At 61.2% G+C, this 19,254-nt stretch carries 20 protein-coding genes; 14 read left to right on the forward strand and 6 right to left on the reverse strand.

What is annotated here, in order from left to right; all coding sequences use genetic code 11:
- Nucleotides 1-121 (forward strand): transposase (locus GJ700_RS15020; RefSeq protein WP_195763910.1); only part of this gene is annotated, 121 nt, incomplete at its 5' end.
- Nucleotides 122-212: 91 nt separating this feature from the next.
- On the opposite strand, the gene GJ700_RS15025 is transcribed toward GJ700_RS15020, so the two are convergent.
- Nucleotides 213-1,454 (reverse strand): right-handed parallel beta-helix repeat-containing protein, encoded by a 1,242-nt coding sequence (locus GJ700_RS15025; RefSeq protein WP_154375213.1) that lies wholly within the window; start codon nucleotides 1,452-1,454, stop codon nucleotides 213-215.
- 223 nt (nucleotides 1,455-1,677) lie between these two features.
- Between GJ700_RS15025 and GJ700_RS15030 the strand changes: the two genes are divergently transcribed.
- From GJ700_RS15030 to yacG, 7 genes are all read left to right on the forward strand, one after another.
- Entirely contained in the window at nucleotides 1,678-2,955 is a 1,278-nt protein-coding gene (locus GJ700_RS15030; RefSeq protein ID WP_154375214.1) for an HlyC/CorC family transporter, read from the forward strand.
- Nucleotides 2,956-3,078: 123 nt separating this feature from the next.
- Entirely contained in the window at nucleotides 3,079-4,812 is a 1,734-nt protein-coding gene (gene pilB, locus GJ700_RS15035) for a type IV-A pilus assembly ATPase PilB (protein ID WP_154375216.1), read from the forward strand.
- 9 nt (nucleotides 4,813-4,821) lie between these two features.
- Nucleotides 4,822-6,045, forward strand: a complete 1,224-nt coding sequence (locus GJ700_RS15040; RefSeq protein ID WP_154375218.1) for a type II secretion system F family protein — start codon at nucleotides 4,822-4,824, stop codon at nucleotides 6,043-6,045.
- Between the two features lie 102 nt (nucleotides 6,046-6,147).
- A complete protein-coding gene (locus GJ700_RS15045) occupies nucleotides 6,148-7,017 on the forward strand; it encodes a prepilin peptidase (RefSeq protein ID WP_154375220.1) in 870 nt (289 codons plus the stop codon).
- Between the two features lies 1 nt (nucleotide 7,018).
- Nucleotides 7,019-7,651, forward strand: a complete 633-nt coding sequence (gene coaE / locus GJ700_RS15050; RefSeq protein ID WP_371867964.1) for a dephospho-CoA kinase — start codon at nucleotides 7,019-7,021, stop codon at nucleotides 7,649-7,651.
- Between the two features lie 63 nt (nucleotides 7,652-7,714).
- Nucleotides 7,715-8,470, forward strand: a complete 756-nt coding sequence (gene zapD, locus GJ700_RS15055; protein ID WP_154375224.1) for a cell division protein ZapD — start codon at nucleotides 7,715-7,717, stop codon at nucleotides 8,468-8,470.
- An 11-nt stretch (nucleotides 8,471-8,481) separates the two neighbouring features.
- Nucleotides 8,482-8,655, forward strand: coding sequence for a DNA gyrase inhibitor YacG (yacG, locus tag GJ700_RS15060; protein ID WP_154375226.1), 174 nt, complete (start codon nucleotides 8,482-8,484; stop codon nucleotides 8,653-8,655).
- A 123-nt stretch (nucleotides 8,656-8,778) separates the two neighbouring features.
- On the opposite strand, the gene GJ700_RS15065 is transcribed toward yacG, so the two are convergent.
- The 3 genes from GJ700_RS15065 to argJ are packed head-to-tail and all read right to left on the reverse strand — an operon-like array spanning nucleotide 8,779 to nucleotide 11,304.
- A complete protein-coding gene (locus GJ700_RS15065) occupies nucleotides 8,779-9,186 on the reverse strand; it encodes an NUDIX domain-containing protein (RefSeq protein ID WP_154375228.1) in 408 nt (135 codons plus the stop codon).
- A complete protein-coding gene (locus tag GJ700_RS15070; protein WP_154375229.1) occupies nucleotides 9,183-10,055 on the reverse strand; it encodes an ATP-binding protein in 873 nt (290 codons plus the stop codon). The genes GJ700_RS15065 and GJ700_RS15070 overlap by 4 nt, the downstream gene beginning before the upstream one ends.
- A gap of 10 nt (nucleotides 10,056-10,065) precedes the next feature.
- Entirely contained in the window at nucleotides 10,066-11,304 is a 1,239-nt protein-coding gene (argJ, locus tag GJ700_RS15075; RefSeq protein WP_154375231.1) for a bifunctional glutamate N-acetyltransferase/amino-acid acetyltransferase ArgJ, read from the reverse strand.
- A 302-nt stretch (nucleotides 11,305-11,606) separates the two neighbouring features.
- Here argJ and GJ700_RS15080 point away from each other — a divergent pair, with 302 nt between their 5' ends.
- The 5 genes from GJ700_RS15080 to GJ700_RS15100 all read left to right on the forward strand — a co-directional run bounded on the left by GJ700_RS15080 (nucleotide 11,607) and on the right by GJ700_RS15100 (nucleotide 17,129).
- Nucleotides 11,607-12,821: a porin gene (locus tag GJ700_RS15080; RefSeq protein WP_154375233.1), complete on the forward strand. Its 1,215-nt coding sequence runs from the start codon at nucleotides 11,607-11,609 to the stop codon at nucleotides 12,819-12,821.
- Between the two features lie 22 nt (nucleotides 12,822-12,843).
- Nucleotides 12,844-13,257 (forward strand): type 2 periplasmic-binding domain-containing protein, encoded by a 414-nt coding sequence (locus GJ700_RS15085; RefSeq protein WP_154375743.1) that lies wholly within the window; start codon nucleotides 12,844-12,846, stop codon nucleotides 13,255-13,257.
- 161 nt (nucleotides 13,258-13,418) lie between these two features.
- Entirely contained in the window at nucleotides 13,419-14,639 is a 1,221-nt protein-coding gene (locus GJ700_RS15090; RefSeq protein ID WP_154375235.1) for a hypothetical protein, read from the forward strand.
- A gap of 16 nt (nucleotides 14,640-14,655) precedes the next feature.
- A complete protein-coding gene (locus GJ700_RS15095) occupies nucleotides 14,656-15,063 on the forward strand; it encodes a type 2 periplasmic-binding domain-containing protein (protein WP_154375237.1) in 408 nt (135 codons plus the stop codon).
- A gap of 95 nt (nucleotides 15,064-15,158) precedes the next feature.
- Nucleotides 15,159-17,129, forward strand: coding sequence for an ATP-binding protein (locus tag GJ700_RS15100; RefSeq protein ID WP_154375239.1), 1,971 nt, complete (start codon nucleotides 15,159-15,161; stop codon nucleotides 17,127-17,129).
- A 7-nt stretch (nucleotides 17,130-17,136) separates the two neighbouring features.
- Here GJ700_RS15100 and GJ700_RS15105 read toward each other — a convergent pair whose 3' ends face one another.
- Nucleotides 17,137-17,481 carry an Hpt domain-containing protein gene (locus GJ700_RS15105; protein ID WP_195763911.1) on the reverse strand — a complete coding sequence of 115 codons (345 nt, stop codon included), beginning with the start codon at nucleotides 17,479-17,481 and terminating at the stop codon, nucleotides 17,137-17,139.
- A gap of 1 nt (nucleotide 17,482) precedes the next feature.
- Nucleotides 17,483-18,121 carry a response regulator gene (locus GJ700_RS15110; RefSeq protein ID WP_154375244.1) on the reverse strand — a complete coding sequence of 213 codons (639 nt, stop codon included), beginning with the start codon at nucleotides 18,119-18,121 and terminating at the stop codon, nucleotides 17,483-17,485.
- Nucleotides 18,122-18,303: 182 nt separating this feature from the next.
- Here GJ700_RS15110 and GJ700_RS36110 point away from each other — a divergent pair, with 182 nt between their 5' ends.
- Nucleotides 18,304-19,218 (forward strand): HDOD domain-containing protein, encoded by a 915-nt coding sequence (locus tag GJ700_RS36110; protein ID WP_195763912.1) that lies wholly within the window; start codon nucleotides 18,304-18,306, stop codon nucleotides 19,216-19,218.
- Nucleotides 19,219-19,254 lie beyond the last annotated feature (36 nt).

Raw genomic sequence — 19,254 nt, forward strand, 5'->3', positions numbered from 1 at the left:
TACCGGCCAGCTCGAGGGCATCAACAACAAGATAAAGGTAATGAAACGGATGGCCTATGGCTATCGCGACTCGGAATTCTTCTTCCTGAAGATCAAAGCAGCGTTTCCCGGCAATCCGTGAAGAACCAAAAATAAGCGTTTCCTTTAACAAAAAAGTGGCAGGGACGTGAATTCCAGTTGGAAGTCCCTGGCACTTTTTTCGGAAAGAAGCGCTACGGCTTCCTGGTTCCCGCGGATAACACGGTGACGGCCGGGGCGCCCGTCTGATAGGCGCCGATATCGAGCTTGACTGCCGGCGGCCGTGGCGCCGCGCTGGCCGTGTGCTGGTATTCCATCACGGGCCGCAATGCCACGCCGGTCGGCGGCACGATGGGTTCCGAACCGGCGCCCGTGATTTGCGGATTGGTCAGCGGGTGCAAGTCGTACGCGGCACGGTTCACGAATGCCACCTGGTCCGCCTTGTAATTGGTTTGCAAGGTGGCGGCCGCCTGGCTGGCCAGTGTCCCTCTTCCTGAAAACAGGTTGTTTTGGATGTGCGCCGGCTTCGTGATGCGGGGATGCACGTTGATAAAGATGCCGTTGGCGCCATCGTTGAGGAAGGTGTTGTTGACGATATACAGCGCATCGGCGGCGCCGCTGCTGGCTTCGCTGGCATACGACAGCAGGGTGCTGTTTTCATAAGCCGCCGGTTGCTGGATCACATTGCCGATCACGTACGCCGTGCCGCCATTCGGCAAATCAATTTCATAACTGGGCCGGCCCGCCGCCGTACTGCCCTGCTCGGTTGGAGCCAGGGTGGAAAAGCGGTTGTAAATCACCGTGTTGACCAGTGCGCGGGATTTCAGGTTGTGGCCGATCACCGCATCGTGCGAATAGTTATAGCGGAATACCAGGCTGGCAATGGCGCCGATATACACATTGTGGGTCTGGCCGCTGCCATCGCCGTTGTGGCCGAAGTCATTGTTTTCCAACACGATGTTGGAATTCGGGTTGGCGCCGCACAGGATGCCGTTTTCATTGTCGTGAATAAAGCTGTTACGCAGCGTGAAGTTCGTGCCTTCGATACGGAACGCGGCGCCATTCCTGTCCGGCACCTTGGCGCCAAAGATTTCCACGTTCTCCACCACCACGTTGCTGCCGCCGATCACCCACACGGCCTTCCCTTGCGCATTCTTGCCGGCCGCATCGATTTTCGGGCGGCCCCGCACGCCCCGTATCGTCAGGTTGCTGGTGGCGATGTAGCAGACATTGCCGCTATAGGTATTGGCGCCTTCGATTTCCACGATGTCGCCGGTACGCGCGGCCGCGAACGCGGCACACGGCGTTGCATACGTCTTGCCAGGGCCCGCTGCCAGTACGGCAGCCTGGACAGTGGCGATGGGCGCCAGTGCACACAGCACTGGCAAAAACCGGCCGACCACGCGGCCGTGGATTGTTTCGTGCAAGACACTCATTTCCATCTCCTCATCAGGGGAGATTTAATCTACGCCGAATTTTTCCACGGCCGCGCGCGCCTGCATGGCCCGGCACGGCGGTTCCTGCACGTGTCCAGTCAGCTTGCCGGGTAACACCAGTTGCCTTAAAATCCACGAACCCGCGCCTCGCGGCCACCGCTACGGGCCGGTTCCTGCCCCTGCCGATTGACCATTCCCATGCCTGCTTTTACACGGTGACCCATTGGATACCGTACCCATATGGGCGCAACTGACTGCGCTTGCTTTCCTGATTCTGTGTTCCGCGTTTTTCGCCATGGCGGAAACCGCCCTGATGGCCGCCAACCGGCACCGCCTGCGCCACAAGGCCAAGCGCGGCAGCCGGCGCGCCGTTGCCACGCTGTGGCTGCTGGAACGCACCAATAAACTGCTGTCGCTGGTATTGATCGCCAATACGCTGATCAACGCCACCGCCATCGCGCTGGTCACCGCCATCGTCATCCACACCTTTGGCTATGACGAGTGGCTGGTGGTCGGCTCCACGGCCGCCATGACGTTCCTGCTGGTGGTGTTTGCGGAAATCTCGCCCAAGATGATCGGCGCCACCTACGCGGAACAAATCGCGCTGCCCACCGCCATGCTGCTGCGCCCGCTGTTGTCGGCGGCCCGTCCGCTGCTGTGGTTCATCAACCTGTTCACCAGCACGGTGCTGCGGGTGTTCGGCATCCGCATGGGCACGCCGCTGCACGATGCGCGGCTGTCGCCGGACGAATTGCGCACGCTGTTGTTGGATGGCGGCAACGCCATGCCGCAAAAACACCGCAGCATCCTGCTCAACCTGTTCGACCTGGAAGCGATTTCCGTCGAAGACATCATGACGCCACGCGTGCACATCGAAGCGCTGAACCTGGCCGCCCCGGTCGAGGAAATCAAGCGCCAGCTGACCACGTGCTACCACAACAAATTGCCCGTCTATGAAGGCGAGATCAACCAGATCGCCGGTATCCTGCACGTGCGCAAAGCCATGGCGCTGCTGACGCAGGAAGACGAACTGACGGCGGACCACTTCCGCGCGCTGCTGACGGAGCCGTATTTCATTCCCCAGGATACGGGCGTGCTGACGCAATTACAGTATTTCCAGGAAAACAAGGAACGCCTGGGCATCATCGTCGACGAATACGGCGAAGTGCAGGGTCTCGTCACCCTGGACGACATCATTGAAGAGATGATTGGCGAATTCACCACATCCACGCCGGGCGCCGCACGGGCAGATTCGTTCGCGTGGAGCGCCCAGGGCGACTGCCTGTTGGAAGGTTCCGTGGCATTACGTGACATTAACAAGCGTCTGGGATTAAACTTTTCCCTGGATGGGCCGAAAACCCTGAACGGGATGCTGTTGGAATACTTGCAAGACATTCCGGAAGCGCCCATCAGCGTCAAAACGGGTGGGTGCGTGGTCGAGGTGGTACAAGTGCAGAACCAGTCGATCAAAGTCGTGAAATTGATACGTCCGCGCAGCTGAAACGTCGCCAGGCCGCGCGCACGGTTGGACCGCTCCTTTACAAAAATGATGCCTACAGGCATCATCGGCGGATGGCTTCGAGCCTGACTATCAATCTTGCAGTTTTCCTAACGGCGCGCTTTTATGGCTGCAGTCCAACCCAATCCGGCGTCCAGCCCGCCCTTGCCAGGGCTGGCGCGAGCATTGATGCAGGCGGGCCGCCTGACTCCAGTGCAGGCGGATGCGCTGCAAAAAAAAGCGCAAACGGACAAGCAGCCCTTCATTGACACGCTGCTGGCCAGCGGCTCGATCTCCCCCCGCGACCTGGCGGGCTTTTGCTCGGAAACCTTCGCCTACCCGATGATGGACCTGGCGGCCTTTGCCGTCGACCAGTTGCCGCAGAAAATCATCGAGCCCAAGCTGATGATGGCGCAGCGCGTGGTGGCGCTGTCGAAACGGGGCAACAAGATGGCGGTGGCGATTTCCGACCCCACCAATACCCAGGCGCTGGACCAGATCAAGTTCCAGACGGAGTCGACCGTCGAGCCGGTGATCGTGCCGCATGACAGCCTGCTGCAATTGCTGGCGTCGCTGGGCCGCAGCGCCGAGCAAAGCCTCAATGAACTGGCGGGCGACCAGGAAGACATCCAGTTCGCGGAAGAACAGGAAGCGCCGGCGGAAACCAGCGCCGACCCGGGCGCGACCGACGTGGAAGACGCGCCGATCGTGCGCTTCCTGAACAAGATGCTGATGGATGCCGTCAACCTGGGCGCATCGGATTTGCATTTCGAACCCTTTGAAAAGTTTTACCGCATCCGCTTCCGCGTCGACGGCGTCCTGCTCGAACATGCGCAGCCGCCGGTCTCCATCAAGGACAAGCTGGTATCGCGCATCAAGGTGCTGGCCAAGCTGGATATTTCAGAAAAGCGCGTGCCGCAGGATGGCCGCATGCGGCTGATCGTGTCACCGACGAAAACCATTGATTTGCGGGTGTCCACGCTGCCGACGCTGTTTGGCGAAAAAACCGTCATGCGTATCCTTGACGCCACACAGGCGCAAATGGGGATCGATTCGCTGGGCTATGATCCGGACCAGAAGCAATTGCTGCTCGACGCCATCCACCGCCCGTACGGCATGGTGCTGGTGACGGGTCCGACCGGCTCCGGCAAGACCGTGTCGCTGTACACGTGCCTGAACATCCTGAACCAGCCCGGTATCAATATCTCGACCGCGGAAGACCCGGCCGAGATCAACTTGCCGGGCGTGAACCAGGTGAACGTCAACGACCGCGCGGGCCTGACCTTCCCTGTCGCGCTGAAAGCGTTTTTGCGGCAAGACCCGGATATCATCATGGTGGGCGAGATCCGCGACCTGGAAACCGGCGATATTGCGATCAAGGCGGCACAGACCGGCCACATGGTATTTTCCACGTTGCACACCAATGACGCGCCGTCGACGTTGACGCGCCTGATGAACATGGGCGTGGCGCCGTTCAATATCGCGTCGTCCGTGATTTTAATTACCGCGCAGCGCCTGGCGCGGCGTTTATGCACCTGCAAGCAGCCGGTCGATATTTCACGCGACCTGTTATTGAAGGCCGGATTCAAGGAAGAGGAACTGGACGGCAGCTGGAAACCCTACGGCCCCGTCGGCTGTGAGCGCTGCAACGGCGGCGGCTACAAGGGCCGGGTCGGCATCTACCAGATCATGCCGATCACGCCGGCCATTGAAGCCATCATCCTGGCCCATGGCAATGCGATGCAAATCGCCGAACAGTCGGAAAAAGAAGGCGTCAAATCGCTGCGCCAGTCCGGCCTCGTCAAAGTCAAGAATGGCTTGACCAGCCTGGAAGAAGTGCTCGGCTGCACCAACGAGTAAGGAAAGTATATGGCCACATCGAGCAACGCGGGCGGACCGGTCAAGGAATCCGTGTACGCCTGGGAAGGCAAGGACAAGAGCGGCAAAACCGTGCGGGGCGAATTGCGCGCCGGCGGCGAAGCCGTGGTCAACGTGACCTTGCGGCGCCAGGGCATCATGGTCACCAAGGTCAAGAAAAAGACCTACCGGGCCGGCCAGAAAATCACGGACAAGGACATCACGCTGTTTACGCGCCAGCTGGCCACGATGATGAAGGCCGGCGTGCCACTGCTGCAATCGTTCGACATCGTGGGCAAGGGCCACTCGAATCCGTCCGTGGCGAAAATGATCATGGACTTGCGGGCCGATATTGAAACCGGCACCAGCCTGAACCAGGCGTTCCGCAAATTCCCCCTGTATTTCGACCCGCTGTTCTGCAACCTGGTGGGCGCCGGCGAACAGGCCGGTATCCTCGAAGATTTGCTGACGCGGCTGGCGATCTATAAGGAAAAAACCCTGGCCATGAAGGCCAAGATCAAATCGGCGCTGACCTACCCGGTGTCGATCCTGGGCGTGGCATTCATCGTCACGGCCGTCATCATGATCTGGGTGGTGCCCGCCTTCAAGGAAGTGTTCAAGAGCTTCGGCGCGGACTTGCCGGCGCCGACCTTGTTCGTGATGACCGTGTCGGAATACTTTGTCCAGTACTGGTGGCTGATCTTCGGCAGTATCTTCGGCGCGATTTACTTCTTCTTCCAGGCGTGGCGGCGCTCGCCCAAGGTACAGCGCGCCATGGACGTGCTGATGCTGAAGTTGCCGATTTTCGGCGAGGTGATCAGGAAGGCCACGGTGGCGCGCTGGACCCGGACCCTGTCGACCATGTTCGCGGCCGGTGTGCCGCTGGTGGAATCGCTGGATTCCGTCGGTGGCGCGTCCGGCAATATCGTGTACCTGGAAGCGACCAAGCGCATCCAGAACGAAGTCTCGACCGGCACCAGCCTGACGGTGGCCATGCAAAATGCCGACGTCTTCCCCACCATGGTCACGCAAATGGTGGCCATCGGCGAAGAATCCGGTGCGCTGGATTCGATGCTGGGCAAGGTGGCGGACTTTTATGAAGAAGAAGTCGACGAAGCCGTGGCTTCGCTGTCAAGCCTGATGGAACCGCTGATCATGGTGATCCTCGGCACCATCATTGGCGGCCTGGTGGTGGCCATGTACCTGCCAATCTTCAAACTGGGTTCGGTGGTGTAAGCCCGGTACTGCCTGTCCCGAACCGGCGGCCGTCGCTGACTGCCGCCGGTCTCCCGTATTTCCCTTAATATACGAAGAAAACCAACCAACGGAACCCTACCGATGCAGGAACTCTTGCTGTTTGCCCCGCCCGCCACCCTGATTGCCGCGCTTGCCGCGGGCATCTTTGGTCTATTGATCGGCAGCTTCCTGAATGTCGTCATCCATCGCCTGCCCATCATGGAACAGCGTGAAACCGACAACACCATTGCGGAAATCCGCGAAGAACCGCTGCCCCATACGGACCGCTACGACCTCGTGATGCCCCGCTCGGCCTGCCCCCATTGCGGGCACCAGATCACGGCGCTGGAAAATATCCCCGTCATCAGCTATGCGGTCCTGAAAGGAAAATGCAGCCAGTGCAAGGCCGGCATTTCCATCCGCTATCCGCTGGTCGAAGCGTTTACCGGGCTGGTGTCCGCCGGGCTGGTGTGGCACTTCGGCAGCGGCTGGACCGGCATGGCGGTACTGGTGTTCGCCTGGCTGCTGATCGCCATGACGTTTATCGACCTGGACACCATGATGCTGCCCGATGCGCTGACGTTGCCGCTGCTGTGGATCGGGCTGCTGCTGAACGTGAAAGGCCTGTTCGTGCCGCTGGACGAAGCCGTGATCGGCGCGGCGGCAGGCTATATGGCCCTGTGGAGCGTGTATTGGCTGTTCAAGCTGGCGACGGGCAAGGAAGGCATGGGCTATGGCGACTTCAAGCTGCTGGCCGCGCTGGGCGCGTGGATGGGCTGGACCATGCTGCCCATTATCATCATCCTGTCGGCGGTTTCCGGCGCCGTATTCGGCGTCATCCAGATGATCATGGCGCGCGCCGGATTCGGTTACAAGTTTCCGTTCGGCCCTTACCTGGCGGCGGCGGGCCTGATCGCCATTGTCTACAAGGCGCCGTTGCAGGCATTGCTGGCCGCCGTGCTGGGGCAATGACGTGAGCGCTTTCACCGTAGGGCTGACGGGCGGCATCGGCAGCGGCAAGAGCGTGGTGGCGCGCCTGTTTGCCGCGCGCGGCGCCACCATCGTCGACACCGACCAGATCGCCCACAGCATGACAGGACCCCATGGACCGGCCATGCCGGCCATCGTGGCCGAGTTCGGCGCGCAGTATGCGGACGCACACGGCGCGCTGGACCGCGCTAAAATGCGCGCGCTGGTATTTTCCGATCCGACGGCCAAGGCGCGGCTGGAAGCCATCCTGCATCCCCGCATCCGCGACGCGGCGCTGGCCGCCGCAGCAGCCGCCACAGGCGCTTACGTGATCTATGACGTGCCGCTGCTGGTGGAATCCGGTAACTGGAAGCAGCGCGTGTCGCGCGTGCTGGTGGTCGATTGCCCGGAAGCCGTGCAAGTGGCCCGCGTGATGGCCCGTAATGGCCTGGCGGAAGACCAGGTATTGGCCATCATGGCCAACCAGGCGACGCGGGCGCAACGTGCGGCGGCAGCGGACGATATCATCAATAATGGCGGAGAATTAAGTGCACTGGAGGAACAAGTTGCCCGTTTCCACGATTTATACCTGGCATTTTCAGCAGGAACGATAACAATACCGTCGCAACGTTTGTAATTTCGGCTAGCTTGGTTCAGAATCACGGAATTCTTTCAGGCCCATCTTTAGAGGGAAGTCATTTTGATTGTCTACGAATACCCTTTCAACGAGCGCATACGCACGTTGTTGCGGCTGGAAGACCTGTATGAGAAATTCAAATTCTTTGTGCACCAGGAACACCCGATGCAGCATCACGTCGCGCTGGCGACGATTTTCGACATGCTGGAAGTGGCTGGCCGCGCCGATTTAAAGTCCGATTTACTGCAAGAACTGGAACGCCAGCGTCAAAGTTTGCTGGGTTACCGCTCGAATCCCAATGTCCAGGCCGACATGCTGGATGCCGTGCTGTCCGAACTGGACGCGGTTTCCAGCGCGCTGGTGGCGGCACAGGGGAAAACCGGCCAGAATGTCCGGGACAATGAATGGCTGATGAGCATTCGCGGCCGCACGATTATTCCCGGCGGCGCCTGCGAATTTGATTTGCCGTCGTATTACGCGTGGCAGCAGCGTTCGGCGGAAGCCCGCTTTAACGATATTGCCGGCTGGTTTGGCCCACTGGCGCCATTATTCGATGCCTTGGGCCTGGTATTACGCTTGTTGCGCGATTCCGGCGGCCCCGTGAAAATGATCGCCAATTCCGGCAGTTATCAACAAATGCTGCAAGGCAAGGTTTATCAAATGCTGCGCCTGACGCTGGACGATACGCTGGGCGCGATTCCCGAAATTTCTGCGAATAAATATATGTTGTGGGTACGCTTTACCACGCAGGGGGGCGATTTGAAGCCGCGCCCGCTGGAAGACGATATCCCGTTCGAGCTGACGCTCTGTAATTTTTGAAGTGACGTAACATGACTGCCGTAGTTGAATGCCCGACGTGCTCCGCCAAAGTGGAGTGGACTGAAAAGAACAAATACCGCCCGTTCTGTTCCGAACGCTGCAAACAAATCGACCTGGGCGCCTGGGCCGAAGAAAAATACACGATCCCCGCTGCTCCCCCCGTCGATCCCAACGACGAAGAATAATTCCTGCCCGCACAAAACTAGTCGATATTTTGGGGCCTGGCCCCAAAAGAACTATCGTTCGATATTTTGGGGCCTGGCCCCAAAAGGACTATCGTTCGCTAATGGAACGATAGTCTTCTGCATTTATGGCAGTGCGGTTGGATCGTGGCGGATCTGTTCGAGCCACTCCAGCAGTGGAATCGTGGCTGGCAGCAACGGTTCCACGCCCACCGCGCCCTGCCACGCGAAGGCTTGCCCTTCCAGGCTTTGCGGTTCCCCGCTCCAGTCACGGCTGAGATAGAAGTGCAACCGCACGTGAGCGTGTGGATAAACGTGTTCCACGCCGCACCATTCCTGCGCACTGTGGATGGTTAAACCCAGCTCTTCCAGGAATTCCCGCTTCAGCGCTTCCAGCACGGTTTCACCCGGATCGACTTTACCGCCCGGAAATTCCCAATAGCCGTCATACGGCTTGCCGGCCGGGCGCTGGCCCAGCAGCACGTCGCCGTTCGGCTTGACCAGCACCCCTACCGCCACGTCGACGATACTCATGCCATCTTCCCCGCATGATCCCGCGCGAATTGCCACGCCACGCGGCCGGAGCGGGAACCCCGCTGCAGCGCCCAGCGCAGCGCTTCGCCGCGCGCCTCTTCGACCTGCGCATCCGTGCAGCCGAAGTGCCTGAGCCAGTACGACACGATGTCCAGGTAATCGTCCTGCTTGAACGGATAAAACGACAGCCACAAGCCAAACCGCTCGGACAGTGAAATCTTTTCTTCCACCGTCTCGCCCGGATGCAGGTCGCCATCCTCGTCATGCTTGTAGGTCGCGTTATCGGACATCCGCTCCGGCATCAGGTGGCGCCGGTTCGACGTCGCGTAAATCAGCACATTGTCCGATTGCGCCGACACGGAACCATCGAGCGCGACCTTCAACGCCTTGTAGCCGCTCTCGCCCTCTTCAAACGACAAGTCGTCGCAAAAGATGATGAAGCGCTCGGGACGTCCCGCCACCAGGTCGACGATGTCGCCCAGTTCGTGCAAGTCTTCCTTGTCCACTTCGATCAGGCGCAAGCCGTCGCCGGCAAAGCGGTTCAGGCAGGCCTTGATCAGCGACGACTTGCCGGTGCCACGCGCGCCCGTCAACAGCACATTGTTGGCCGGGCGGCCCGCCACGAACTGGCGCGTGTTCTGCTCGATCGCTTCCTTCTGGCGCGCGATGTTGTGCAAGTCGTCCAGCGCGATCTTTGCCACACTGCGCACCGGCTGCAACTGGCTGGCCGCGCCGTGGCGGCGGCGCCAGCGGTAGGCGAACGACAGGTTCCAGTCCGGCTCGCGCGGCGCCTGCGGCAGGATCGCTTCCACGCGCGCCAGTACCGCTTCGGCACGCTGCAGGAATTGTTCGAGCGACGTGGTAGCCATCGCGGCCATCTCAGGAACGGTAGTCAGCGTTGATGCTGACGTAGTCGTGCGACAGGTCGCAGGTATACACCGTTGCCGTCGAAGCGCCGCGCGCCAGTTTCACGCGCACGGTGATTTCGCTTTGCTTCATCACGCGCTGGCCGTCTTCTTCCTTGTAGTCCGGATTGCGGCCGCCATCTTTCGCGACCCACACGTCATCGAGGTACAGGTTGATCTTCGACACGTCCAGGTCATCGACGCCCGCGTAGCCGATCGCGGCCAGGATGCGGCCCAGGTTCGGGTCGGACGCGAAGAACGCGGTTTTCACCAGCGGCGAGTGGGCGATCGAATAAGCGATCTTGCGGCACTCTTCCACCGACGCGCCGTCTTCCACCGTGATGGTCATGAACTTGGTGGCGCCTTCGCCGTCGCGCACGATGGCTTGCGCCAGGAACACCGACAGTTCCGTCACGGCGGCGGCCAGCGCCTTGTATTCCGGCGAATCGACCGAATCGACCACCAGCGAACCGGCGCCCGTCGCGATCAGCATGAACGAATCGTTGGTCGACGTATCGCCATCGATGGAAATGCAGTTGAACGACTGGTCGGCCGCTTGCTTGACCAGCACGTCCAGCACCGGCTGTGCGACTTTCGCGTCGAACGCCAGGTAGCCCAGCATGGTCGCCATGTTCGGCTTGATCATGCCGGCGCCCTTGGAGATGCCCGTCAGCGTGACGGTGTGGCCGGCGATGTTCACCGTGCGCGACCCGGCTTTCGGCTGCGTATCGGTGGTCATGATGGCTTCCGCCGCGTTGTACCAGTTGTCGGCGGTCAGGCCCGCCACGGCGGCCGGCAAGCCCGCCACGATCTTGGCGACCGGCAGCGGCTCCAGGATCACGCCGGTCGAGAATGGCAAAATTTGCTGCGCATCGCAGCCCAGCAGGCTGGCCAGTTCCGCGCAGGTTTGCTGCGCATTGGCCAGGCCCGCCTCACCGGTGCCCGCGTTGGCGTTGCCCGTGTTGACCAGCAGCGCGCGGATCGGCTTGCCGCCCGCATTCACGGCGGCCAGGTTGGCCTTGGAAATCTGCACCGGCGCCGCGCAGAAGCGGTTCAGCGTGAACACGCCGGACACGGTGGCGCCATCGGCCAGGCGCATCACCAGCACATCCTTGCGGTTCGGCTTCTTGACGCCGGCTTCGGCAAAACCGATATCGATGCCGGCGACGGGCTTCAGGTCGGCAGCGACCGGGAGGGGGGAATTGACGGCCATGGGCGGGTTCCTCGTGTGTTGGAGATGGAAAAGCCGACATTGTAATGCCTGCCGCGCCACGTTGCCGCCGCAAGCAGGCCAGATACGGGCCCGATAACAAAACCACAATGGCAATGCGTATTTTCCACAGAAAAATATCAAAAAACTCACAAAATGAGGTGAAAAATGCCACAAAAATTAGAACTATCGTTCAGTTTTTAGACCGGACGGTTTAACCGCGACGCGAATTCCAATAAGGTTACGTCGCGCACGGCACCGCGCGTGTCCGTACCACCTATAAATACAACACGAGAGCACACACAATGAAAAAACAACTGTTAGCAGCAGCGATCCTCGCGGCGCTGGGTGTACAGGCACAGGCGGCGACGCTGGGAGACGGCAATTTGTCCATCAGCGGCTTCGGCACCCTGGCCGCCGCCAAGAGCGATACGGATACGGCGCAATTTGCCCGTTACAACCAGGCCGTCGGCGTCAAGGACGGTGTACGCATCGGCCTCGATTCCAACCTGGGCCTGCAGGCGACGTACCAGGTCAACGACTGGCTGTCCGGCACCGCGCAAGTACTGACCCGCAAGAACACCAGCACCAGTTTCACCACCGACCTGACCTGGGGCTTTGTCAAAGCCAAGATCAACGATGAAATCAATGTCCGCGTCGGCCGCGTGGTGATGCCGGCCTTCCTGATTTCCGATTACCAGAATGTCGGCTATGCCAACACCATGATGCGTCCGCCGGTCGAACTGTATGGCCAGCAACCGCTGGAAAGCATGGACGGCGCCGACGTCAATTACCAGCACGCGTTCGGCGATACCAACCTGACGGTGCAGGCGTTTGCCGGCACCAGCAGCGGCAAGCTGTTCCTGGCCGCGGCCGGCGGCTCCGTCGCCAAGTACCGCGCACCGCTGGCGGGCATCAGCATGACGGTCGAACACGGCCCCGTCACGTTCCGCGTCGGCCACGCGTCGGCCAACATGCACAGCGATGACATCACGCCGATCAATACGCTGGCCGCCACCCTGAAATCGGTCGGCTTCGCGCAACTGGGCGAGGACATCGGCCTGGTCAGCGGCAAGCGCATGACGTTCACGTCCGTCGGCGCCATCGTCGACTGGAACAACGTCCTGGTGCAGACGGAATATGCACAGCGCCGCGCCAAGGAACCTGTGTATGTGCCGCAAACCAACGCCTGGTACGTGCTGGCCGGCTACCGCTTCGGCAAGGTGTTGCCGTACTACGCGCACGCCGCGTCGGAAGGCGCCGGCACCAAGGTCACCGTGCCTGCCGCCCTGACCCGCATCCCGCCGCTGAACGCCGCGGTCACCAACCTGCTGACGGCGGCCGAACAATCGTCCGACCTGGTCGGCGTGCGCTGGGATTTCGCCAAATCCATCGCACTGAAAGTGCAGGTCGACCGCGTCAAGCCGAAGGTCAAATCCGGTGCACTGATCTTTGCGCCGGCCGCAGGCCAGAAAGACAGCGTGACCGTGGTCGCCGCTGGCGTCGATTTCGTCTTCTAAGGTTGAGGTGATACAAATGCACATGCAAATCAAACAGTTGATGGCTACCCTGGCCGCCGCCGCACTGGCTTGCGCCACCCTGCCCGCCGCCGCTGAAACCGTCGTGATCGTCAGCCAGAAAAACCCGGCCACCCGCATGTTTGCGGAACAGGCATCGCAATTCTTCCTGGGTAAATCGAACATGTTCACGCCGATCGACCAGGCCGAAGGTTCGCATATCCGCAACGAGTTTTATCAAAAGCTCACGGACAAGGATGCGGCCCAGGTCAAGGCGCTGTGGTCGAAGCTGGTGTTTACCGGCAAGGCCACACCGCCCAAGGAATACAAGTCCAATGCCGAGGTGAAGAAGGCCGTGGCGGAAGATCCGAAAGCCATTGGTTATATCGACAAGTCCGCCGTGGATGACACGGTGAAAGTCATCCTGACCCTGCAATAAGCAATTTGTCATCGAAACAACCTCAGCGTCCGGCTTGCGCGCTGGACGTTGAGGAAAAACCACATGGGATACCGGTCTGGTGCGAGTTTCCTATGTGCAGGATGAAAAATTCGCTAAGGTGACAAACGCGCCAACCGGCGCTGCGACTTAAAGAGGACTGGATGAAACGACTGACCCTGGCAACTTCTGTTCTGGCCGCGCTGATGGCCTTACCACACGCGCAGGCGGCCCTCGTCGATGACGGCAAACTCAGCATCAGTGGCTTCGGCACTCTCGGCGTGGCGAAGAGCGATACCGACAAGGCGCAATTCGTGCGCTACAACCAGGCCGAAGGCGTCGCCGATGGCTGGCGCCTGGGACTGGACACCAATCTTGGCTTGCAAGCCACGTACCAGATCACGGACCAGCTGTCCGCCACCGCGCAAGTCCTGACGCGCCAGAACACCAGCCCGACCTTTACCAGCGACTTGACGTGGGCGTTCGTCAAATACCGCGCCACCGATGAAATCAATGTGCGCGTGGGCCGCGTGCAATTGCCGACCTTCCTGATTTCCGATTACCAGAACGTGGGCTACGCCAACACCATGATGCGCCCGCCGGTGGAACTGTACGGGCAAGTGCCGCTGGAATCCATCGATGGCGCCGACGTCAACTGGCAGCACGCGTTCGGCGACACCAACGTCACGGTACAAGCCGTGGTCGGCACGTCGTCCGGCAAGCTGTTCCTGCCGGCCACCGCGTCGGTCGCCAAGTACCGCGCTCCGGCCATGGGCGTCAGCATGTCGGCGGAATATGGTCCCGTCACGGTGCGCTACGCGCACCTGCAAACCACGCTGCACAGCGATGACATCGTCCCCATCAATTCGCTGACCGCCACCTTGTCTGCGGTCGGTTTCAAGCAGTTGGCGGCCGACTTCGGCGTCACCGGCGCCGGCAAGAAAATGAAATTCGATGCGGTCGGCATGACGATGGACTGGAACAACATCGTGCTGCAAGGCGAATTCGGCGCACGGCGCGCCATCGATCCGGTCTACATCCCGCAAACGGATGCGTGGTACCTGATGGGCGCCTACCGCATCGGCAAATTCCTGCCGTACTATGCGCACGCATCGGTCAAGGGCGCCAGCACCAAGATCACGCTGCCGGCCGGCTTCCCTGCCAGCGGCGCACTGTCGGCTGCCGTACGGGGCCTGCTGCAAGCGTCAGAACAGGACAGCAACCTGGTGGGTGTGCGCTGGAACTTCGCCAGCTCCGCCGCGCTGAAATTCCAGGTCGACCGCGTCAAACCGAAGACCAAGACCGGTTCGCTGATTTACGGTCCGGCCGCCGGCCTGAAAGACTCGGTGACGGTGATCGGCGCCAGCCTGGATTATGTGTTCTGACCAACGGAGGCATCCCATGAACAAACTGCTTGCCAGCCTCCTGGTTGCCGGCGCCGCCTTGTCCGCCCTGCCGGCGCAAGCGGAAACCGTGGTCATCGTCAGCCAGAAAAACCCCGCCACCCGCATGTTTGCGGAACAGGCGTCCCAGTTCTTCCTGGGGAAGTCGAACATGTTTACGCCGATCGACCAGGCTGAAGGTTCCCAAATCCGCAATGAGTTTTACCAGAAGCTGACCGACAAGGACGCGGCCCAGGTAAAGGCCATCTGGTCCAAGCTCGTGTTTACCGGCAAGGCCACGCCGCCCAAGGAATACAAGTCCAATGCGGACGTGAAAAAAGCCGTGGCGGACGATCCGAAGGCCATCGGCTATATCGACAAGTCGGCCGTTGATGACACGGTGAAGGTCATCCTGACCCTGCAATAAAGGGCGAACTGCGCGCCGCTTCGCACCGGCCCCTGCACATCGGGTATATTGCTGGCTTCGCGGGACGGCTGGCGTCCCGATTGCAGGGAGTCGGAATGAGCCTGTCGCTGCGCGCGAAATTCGTCGTTTTAAGTGCCATCGTGCAGGCGGTGGTGGTCGCGCTTTTGATCGGCAACAGCCTGCGCCTGATGGACCAGGCCGTCAACCGCAACGCCGTCAGGGTCGCCCACGAATATGCGGTGACCCTGAACCTGACGCTGAGCCCGTATGCCAACACGGGCCGCCTGGGCGAACTCACCAATTACTGGACTGAAATGCTGTCCGATCCCCAGGACAGCTTCATGCGCTATATCGTCATCCTCGATGCGCATGAGCGGCCCGTCACCACGGCGGGCCAGCGCCCCGCCGAATTGCCCGCCATCCTGCGCTCCGGCGGCGGTGACGGCTTCAACAGCGTGCGCACGTGGCAGCAAGGCGATACGCTGCACGCGCGCGCCCCCATCCTGCTCAAGGATAACAAGGTCGGATCGCTCAATTTCGGCCTGTCCACCAGCGAACTGGCCAAGGCGCGCGATGAAGTACTGCTGCAATCGGGCCTGATTTCGCTGGCCGGCCTGGGGCTGGGCATCCTGCTGTTCTACATGTTTTCGCAAGGCATAGGCCGGCGCCTGCGCACGCTGACGGCACAGGCCGAACACATGTTCAAGAGTACGTTCGGCCGCCCGCTGCCCGATACCGCCGGCGACGAAATCGAAGTGTATGCGCGCTCGCTCAATACCATGGGCGCCGCGCTGCGCGAACGGTTGCAGCAGCTGGAAGCGTCCGAACAGCGCCTGTCGGAATCGGAAGCGCGTTTCAAATCGCTGTTCGACATGACGCCGGTGCCGCTGACGGTAACCGACCGCAGCGGCCGCATCATCGGCACCAACCAGGCGCTGGCGCGCGTCTTCGGCTATGGTCCCGAGCAATTGATCGGCCGCCGCTCCAACGAAGTCAAATTCTGGTCGGAACCGGGCGAACGGGAACGGGTGTGGCAACTGTACATGCGCGACGGCGCCGTGTATGGCGAAATCGCCGGTATCGTGCTGAAGGATGGCACCCCCGGCAAAGTGGCGATCTGGTCGTCCACCTTCACGCTGGGCGGCGCCGACGCCATCATCTGGGCGCTGCTGGACTTGACGGCCGAAGTCAAGGCCAAGCAAGACCTGGAAGACTTGAATGTGTCGCTGGAAACCCGTGTGCGGGAGCGTTCGGCCGACCTGGAAAGCGCGCTGGAAACCTTGCAGCAAACCCAGCACGACCTGATCGCGTCGGAAAAAATGGCGTCGCTGGGCTCGCTGGTGGCCGGCATTGCGCATGAATTGAATACGCCGATCGGCAACAGCCTGCTGGCGTCCACCGCGCTGGCCGACAAGGTCCACGCCTTCGAGGCCCAACTGTCCGGCGGCACGCTGCGCCGCACGGCGCTGAGCGCCTACATGGATGAAGTGCGGATGGCGTCCGGCCTGATCTCAAGTTCGCTGCAAAAGGCCGCCAACCTGATCGCGTCGTTCAAGCAAATCGCGGTCGACCAGACCAATGACCAGCGCCGCGAATTCAACCTGCTGGCCGTGGTGCTCGACACCATGGCCACGTACACGCCGCGCCTGACGCGCGCCCATTGCACGGCCACCTATGACATTCCGCCGGCGCTGGAACTGGATTCGTATCCGGGCAGTTTTTACCAGATCTTCACCAACCTGCTGAACAATGCGCTGGCCCATGCGTTTGAAGGCCGCGATCATGGCGCCATCACGATCCGCGCGGTGGAACTCGATGGCGCCATGGTGGAAATCACGTTCAGCGACGACGGCGCCGGCATGCCGGAAGACGTGCGGCGCCACGTGTTCGACCCGTTCTTCACCACCAAGATGGGACATGGCGGCACGGGACTGGGCATGAACATCGTGTACAACCTCGTGACCGGGGGACTGGGCGGGCGCATCGCCGTGGAATCCAGCCCGGGCAGGGGCACCACGGTGCGGGTGACGGTGCCGAAAAGTTCGCCCGCCAAGTTGAACCAGTGAGCCGGGTTTAATCCGACAGGCTCTGCCGCACTTCCTCTTCCACCAGGCTGAACAAACGCGCCACTTCCGCGCGAGCCAGCGGCAGCACCGCCTGTTCGTCATGCTGCGCAAAACGCTCCAGCGCCTGCAGCATGTCACCGAATTCGCTGGCGCCCACCAGCAGCACGCTGGTCTTCAGTGTATGGCAGGCGCGCGCGGTGCGCTGGCAATCGCCGCCGGCCAGCGCCTGCTGCAATTGCTCATGGATGGCGGGAGTGGTGGCCAGGTAAATGCCGGCCAGCTGGCGGTAGCCGGCCACATCGCCGCCTACTGTCGCCAGCAGCTTGGACGGGTCGATGTGCCGGTAAGCCATGCTAGGAAACCTGGGCGGCGTGGCGCATGCGCTTGCGCATGGTCTGGGCGCAGCAGGCGCGCACATAGCCGCGCACTTCATCGAAATTGACAGGTTTGGGGAAAAACACCACGCCATCCGGCACGCCGCCACGCTGTTCCAGCGCATCCGGTTCCAGCGACGACACGATGGCGATATTCATGTCCGCCAGTTCCGGATAGCCCAGGATGGTCTTGATGACTTCATAGCCATCGATACCTTCCATCACGATGTCCGCCAGCAGGATATCCGGTTGCGAACGGGCGATTTCAATCAGCGCCTGGTACCCGTTTTCGCAAAAACGCACGGCGATCGGCACGTCCCACTGCGCCAGCTGGCGCTCGAACAGGGCGCGCTGCATGGCATTGTCCTCGATCACCAGCACGGACACGGGCGCATGGACGTCCGGCATGGCCGTTGGCGCCGGCGCAGCGGCCCGTGCAAAGCCCGTTTGCGGCGCGGCTTTATAGGCATGCACGGCAGCCAGCGGGATGCGCCGGTGGCCGCCCTTGGTTTTCCATGCTTCGATCACGCCAGCTTCCACCAACTGTTGCACTGAAGACACCGAGATACCCAGCAATTCCGCTGCTTTCTGTGTTGTGCATACCTCGTCAGCCGCCATTGCCATCCTCTGAATTAGTAACCTCACCGCTGTTTCGCGGCTTCGATAGAAAAAACAAATTAATCAAATTTGCTGAATTTGCGAAAAATTCGATAAAATTGATCCACTGCAATTATGCATTGCCCATTATGAACCCGAATCGGCGCACAGCAAAGCCGCAGCCGGTATCTGGAGAAGCCGCCATGAATGACCTGATTGATTTCGCCGAGTTAAAAGCCGCCGGCCTGTTGCCGTCTCCCACGCGGGACACGCTGGAACTGATGCAACTGTGCCAGTCCGGCGATGACGATACCGGTCCGCTGCTGGACCGGATTGCCGACGTTCCCGCGCTCGATTATGCGGTGCGGGCACTGGCCGGCCAAAACGGCCGGGAAGGCACGCTGGCGGAGGCGCTGAATACCGTGGGGGCATTTCCCACATCGCAGCTGGCGCTGGCGCTGGATTTGCTGCACCAGCACCGCCGCGGCGCGTGCGCGGATTTCAATTACACCCGCTACTGGTCGCACGCGTTTGCCATGGCGTGCGCGGCACAGGCGCTGACGTCGGAAATGCCGGTCGCGTCCGGGCCGGAACTGTTTTGCCAGGGCTTATTGGCGGGTATCGGCAGCCTGGGACTGGCCAACGCCCGTCCCCGCTCGTACGCCAAACTGTTGCGCGATTGCCGCGAAGCGCCGGTATCGACCTTGCTGCGCCGCGAATCGGCGCTGTATGGCTACAGCCACTTGTCGATGGGCGCCGCCCTGCTGCGCAGCTGGCGCCTGGGCCATATCTATTCCGATGCCGTGCTGTGCCAGGAAGCGCCGCACATGGCCACCGACCGCCACACGCGCCATCTCGCGCGCCTGCTGCAACTGGCTTCCTGCATGGCAGGCCTGTACCTCGCGCAGCCAGGCGAGCGCAAGGCGCTGGTCGCGGAAATGGCTGCCACCAGCAGCCGCTTGCAACTCGACACGCGCGTGCTGCTCGACATCGTCGATGTCGCCAATGGCAACTGGCGCCAGTGGTGCAATGCGCTGGATTTGCAGGAGCACCTGCCGCTGGCCATGCAAACAGCGCCAGTGGCCACCATACCAACCACCGCCGCCGCCGCCGCGTAACACCTGGGGCTGAAAAAAACCGGGGCAAGCCCCGGT

The organism is Pseudoduganella rivuli (assembly GCF_009674485.1).
Classification (GTDB): domain Bacteria; phylum Pseudomonadota; class Gammaproteobacteria; order Burkholderiales; family Burkholderiaceae_D; genus Rugamonas; species Rugamonas rivuli_B.

Bases quoted from the DNA above. Each gene is read 5' to 3' on its own strand.
- GJ700_RS15045 (WP_154375220.1), top strand. From the start codon at position 6,148: ATGCAGGAACTCTTGCTGTTTGCCCCGCCCGCCACCCTGATTGCCGCG.
- GJ700_RS15025 (WP_154375213.1), bottom strand. From the start codon at position 1,454: ATGAGTGTCTTGCACGAAACAATCCACGGCCGCGTGGTCGGCCGGTTT.
- pilB (WP_154375216.1), top strand. From the start codon at position 3,079: ATGGCTGCAGTCCAACCCAATCCGGCGTCCAGCCCGCCCTTGCCAGGG.
- GJ700_RS15070 (WP_154375229.1), bottom strand. From the start codon at position 10,055: ATGGCTACCACGTCGCTCGAACAATTCCTGCAGCGTGCCGAAGCGGTA.
- yacG (WP_154375226.1), top strand. From the start codon at position 8,482: ATGACTGCCGTAGTTGAATGCCCGACGTGCTCCGCCAAAGTGGAGTGG.
- GJ700_RS15065 (WP_154375228.1), bottom strand. From the start codon at position 9,186: ATGAGTATCGTCGACGTGGCGGTAGGGGTGCTGGTCAAGCCGAACGGC.
- GJ700_RS36110 (WP_195763912.1), top strand. From the start codon at position 18,304: ATGAATGACCTGATTGATTTCGCCGAGTTAAAAGCCGCCGGCCTGTTG.
- GJ700_RS15105 (WP_195763911.1), bottom strand. From the start codon at position 17,481: ATGGCTTACCGGCACATCGACCCGTCCAAGCTGCTGGCGACAGTAGGC.
- GJ700_RS15095 (WP_154375237.1), top strand. From the start codon at position 14,656: ATGAACAAACTGCTTGCCAGCCTCCTGGTTGCCGGCGCCGCCTTGTCC.
- GJ700_RS15090 (WP_154375235.1), top strand. From the start codon at position 13,419: ATGAAACGACTGACCCTGGCAACTTCTGTTCTGGCCGCGCTGATGGCC.
- GJ700_RS15085 (WP_154375743.1), top strand. From the start codon at position 12,844: ATGCAAATCAAACAGTTGATGGCTACCCTGGCCGCCGCCGCACTGGCT.
- GJ700_RS15100 (WP_154375239.1), top strand. From the start codon at position 15,159: ATGAGCCTGTCGCTGCGCGCGAAATTCGTCGTTTTAAGTGCCATCGTG.
- GJ700_RS15080 (WP_154375233.1), top strand. From the start codon at position 11,607: ATGAAAAAACAACTGTTAGCAGCAGCGATCCTCGCGGCGCTGGGTGTA.
- argJ (WP_154375231.1), bottom strand. From the start codon at position 11,304: ATGGCCGTCAATTCCCCCCTCCCGGTCGCTGCCGACCTGAAGCCCGTC.
- GJ700_RS15110 (WP_154375244.1), bottom strand. From the start codon at position 18,121: ATGGCGGCTGACGAGGTATGCACAACACAGAAAGCAGCGGAATTGCTG.
- GJ700_RS15040 (WP_154375218.1), top strand. From the start codon at position 4,822: ATGGCCACATCGAGCAACGCGGGCGGACCGGTCAAGGAATCCGTGTAC.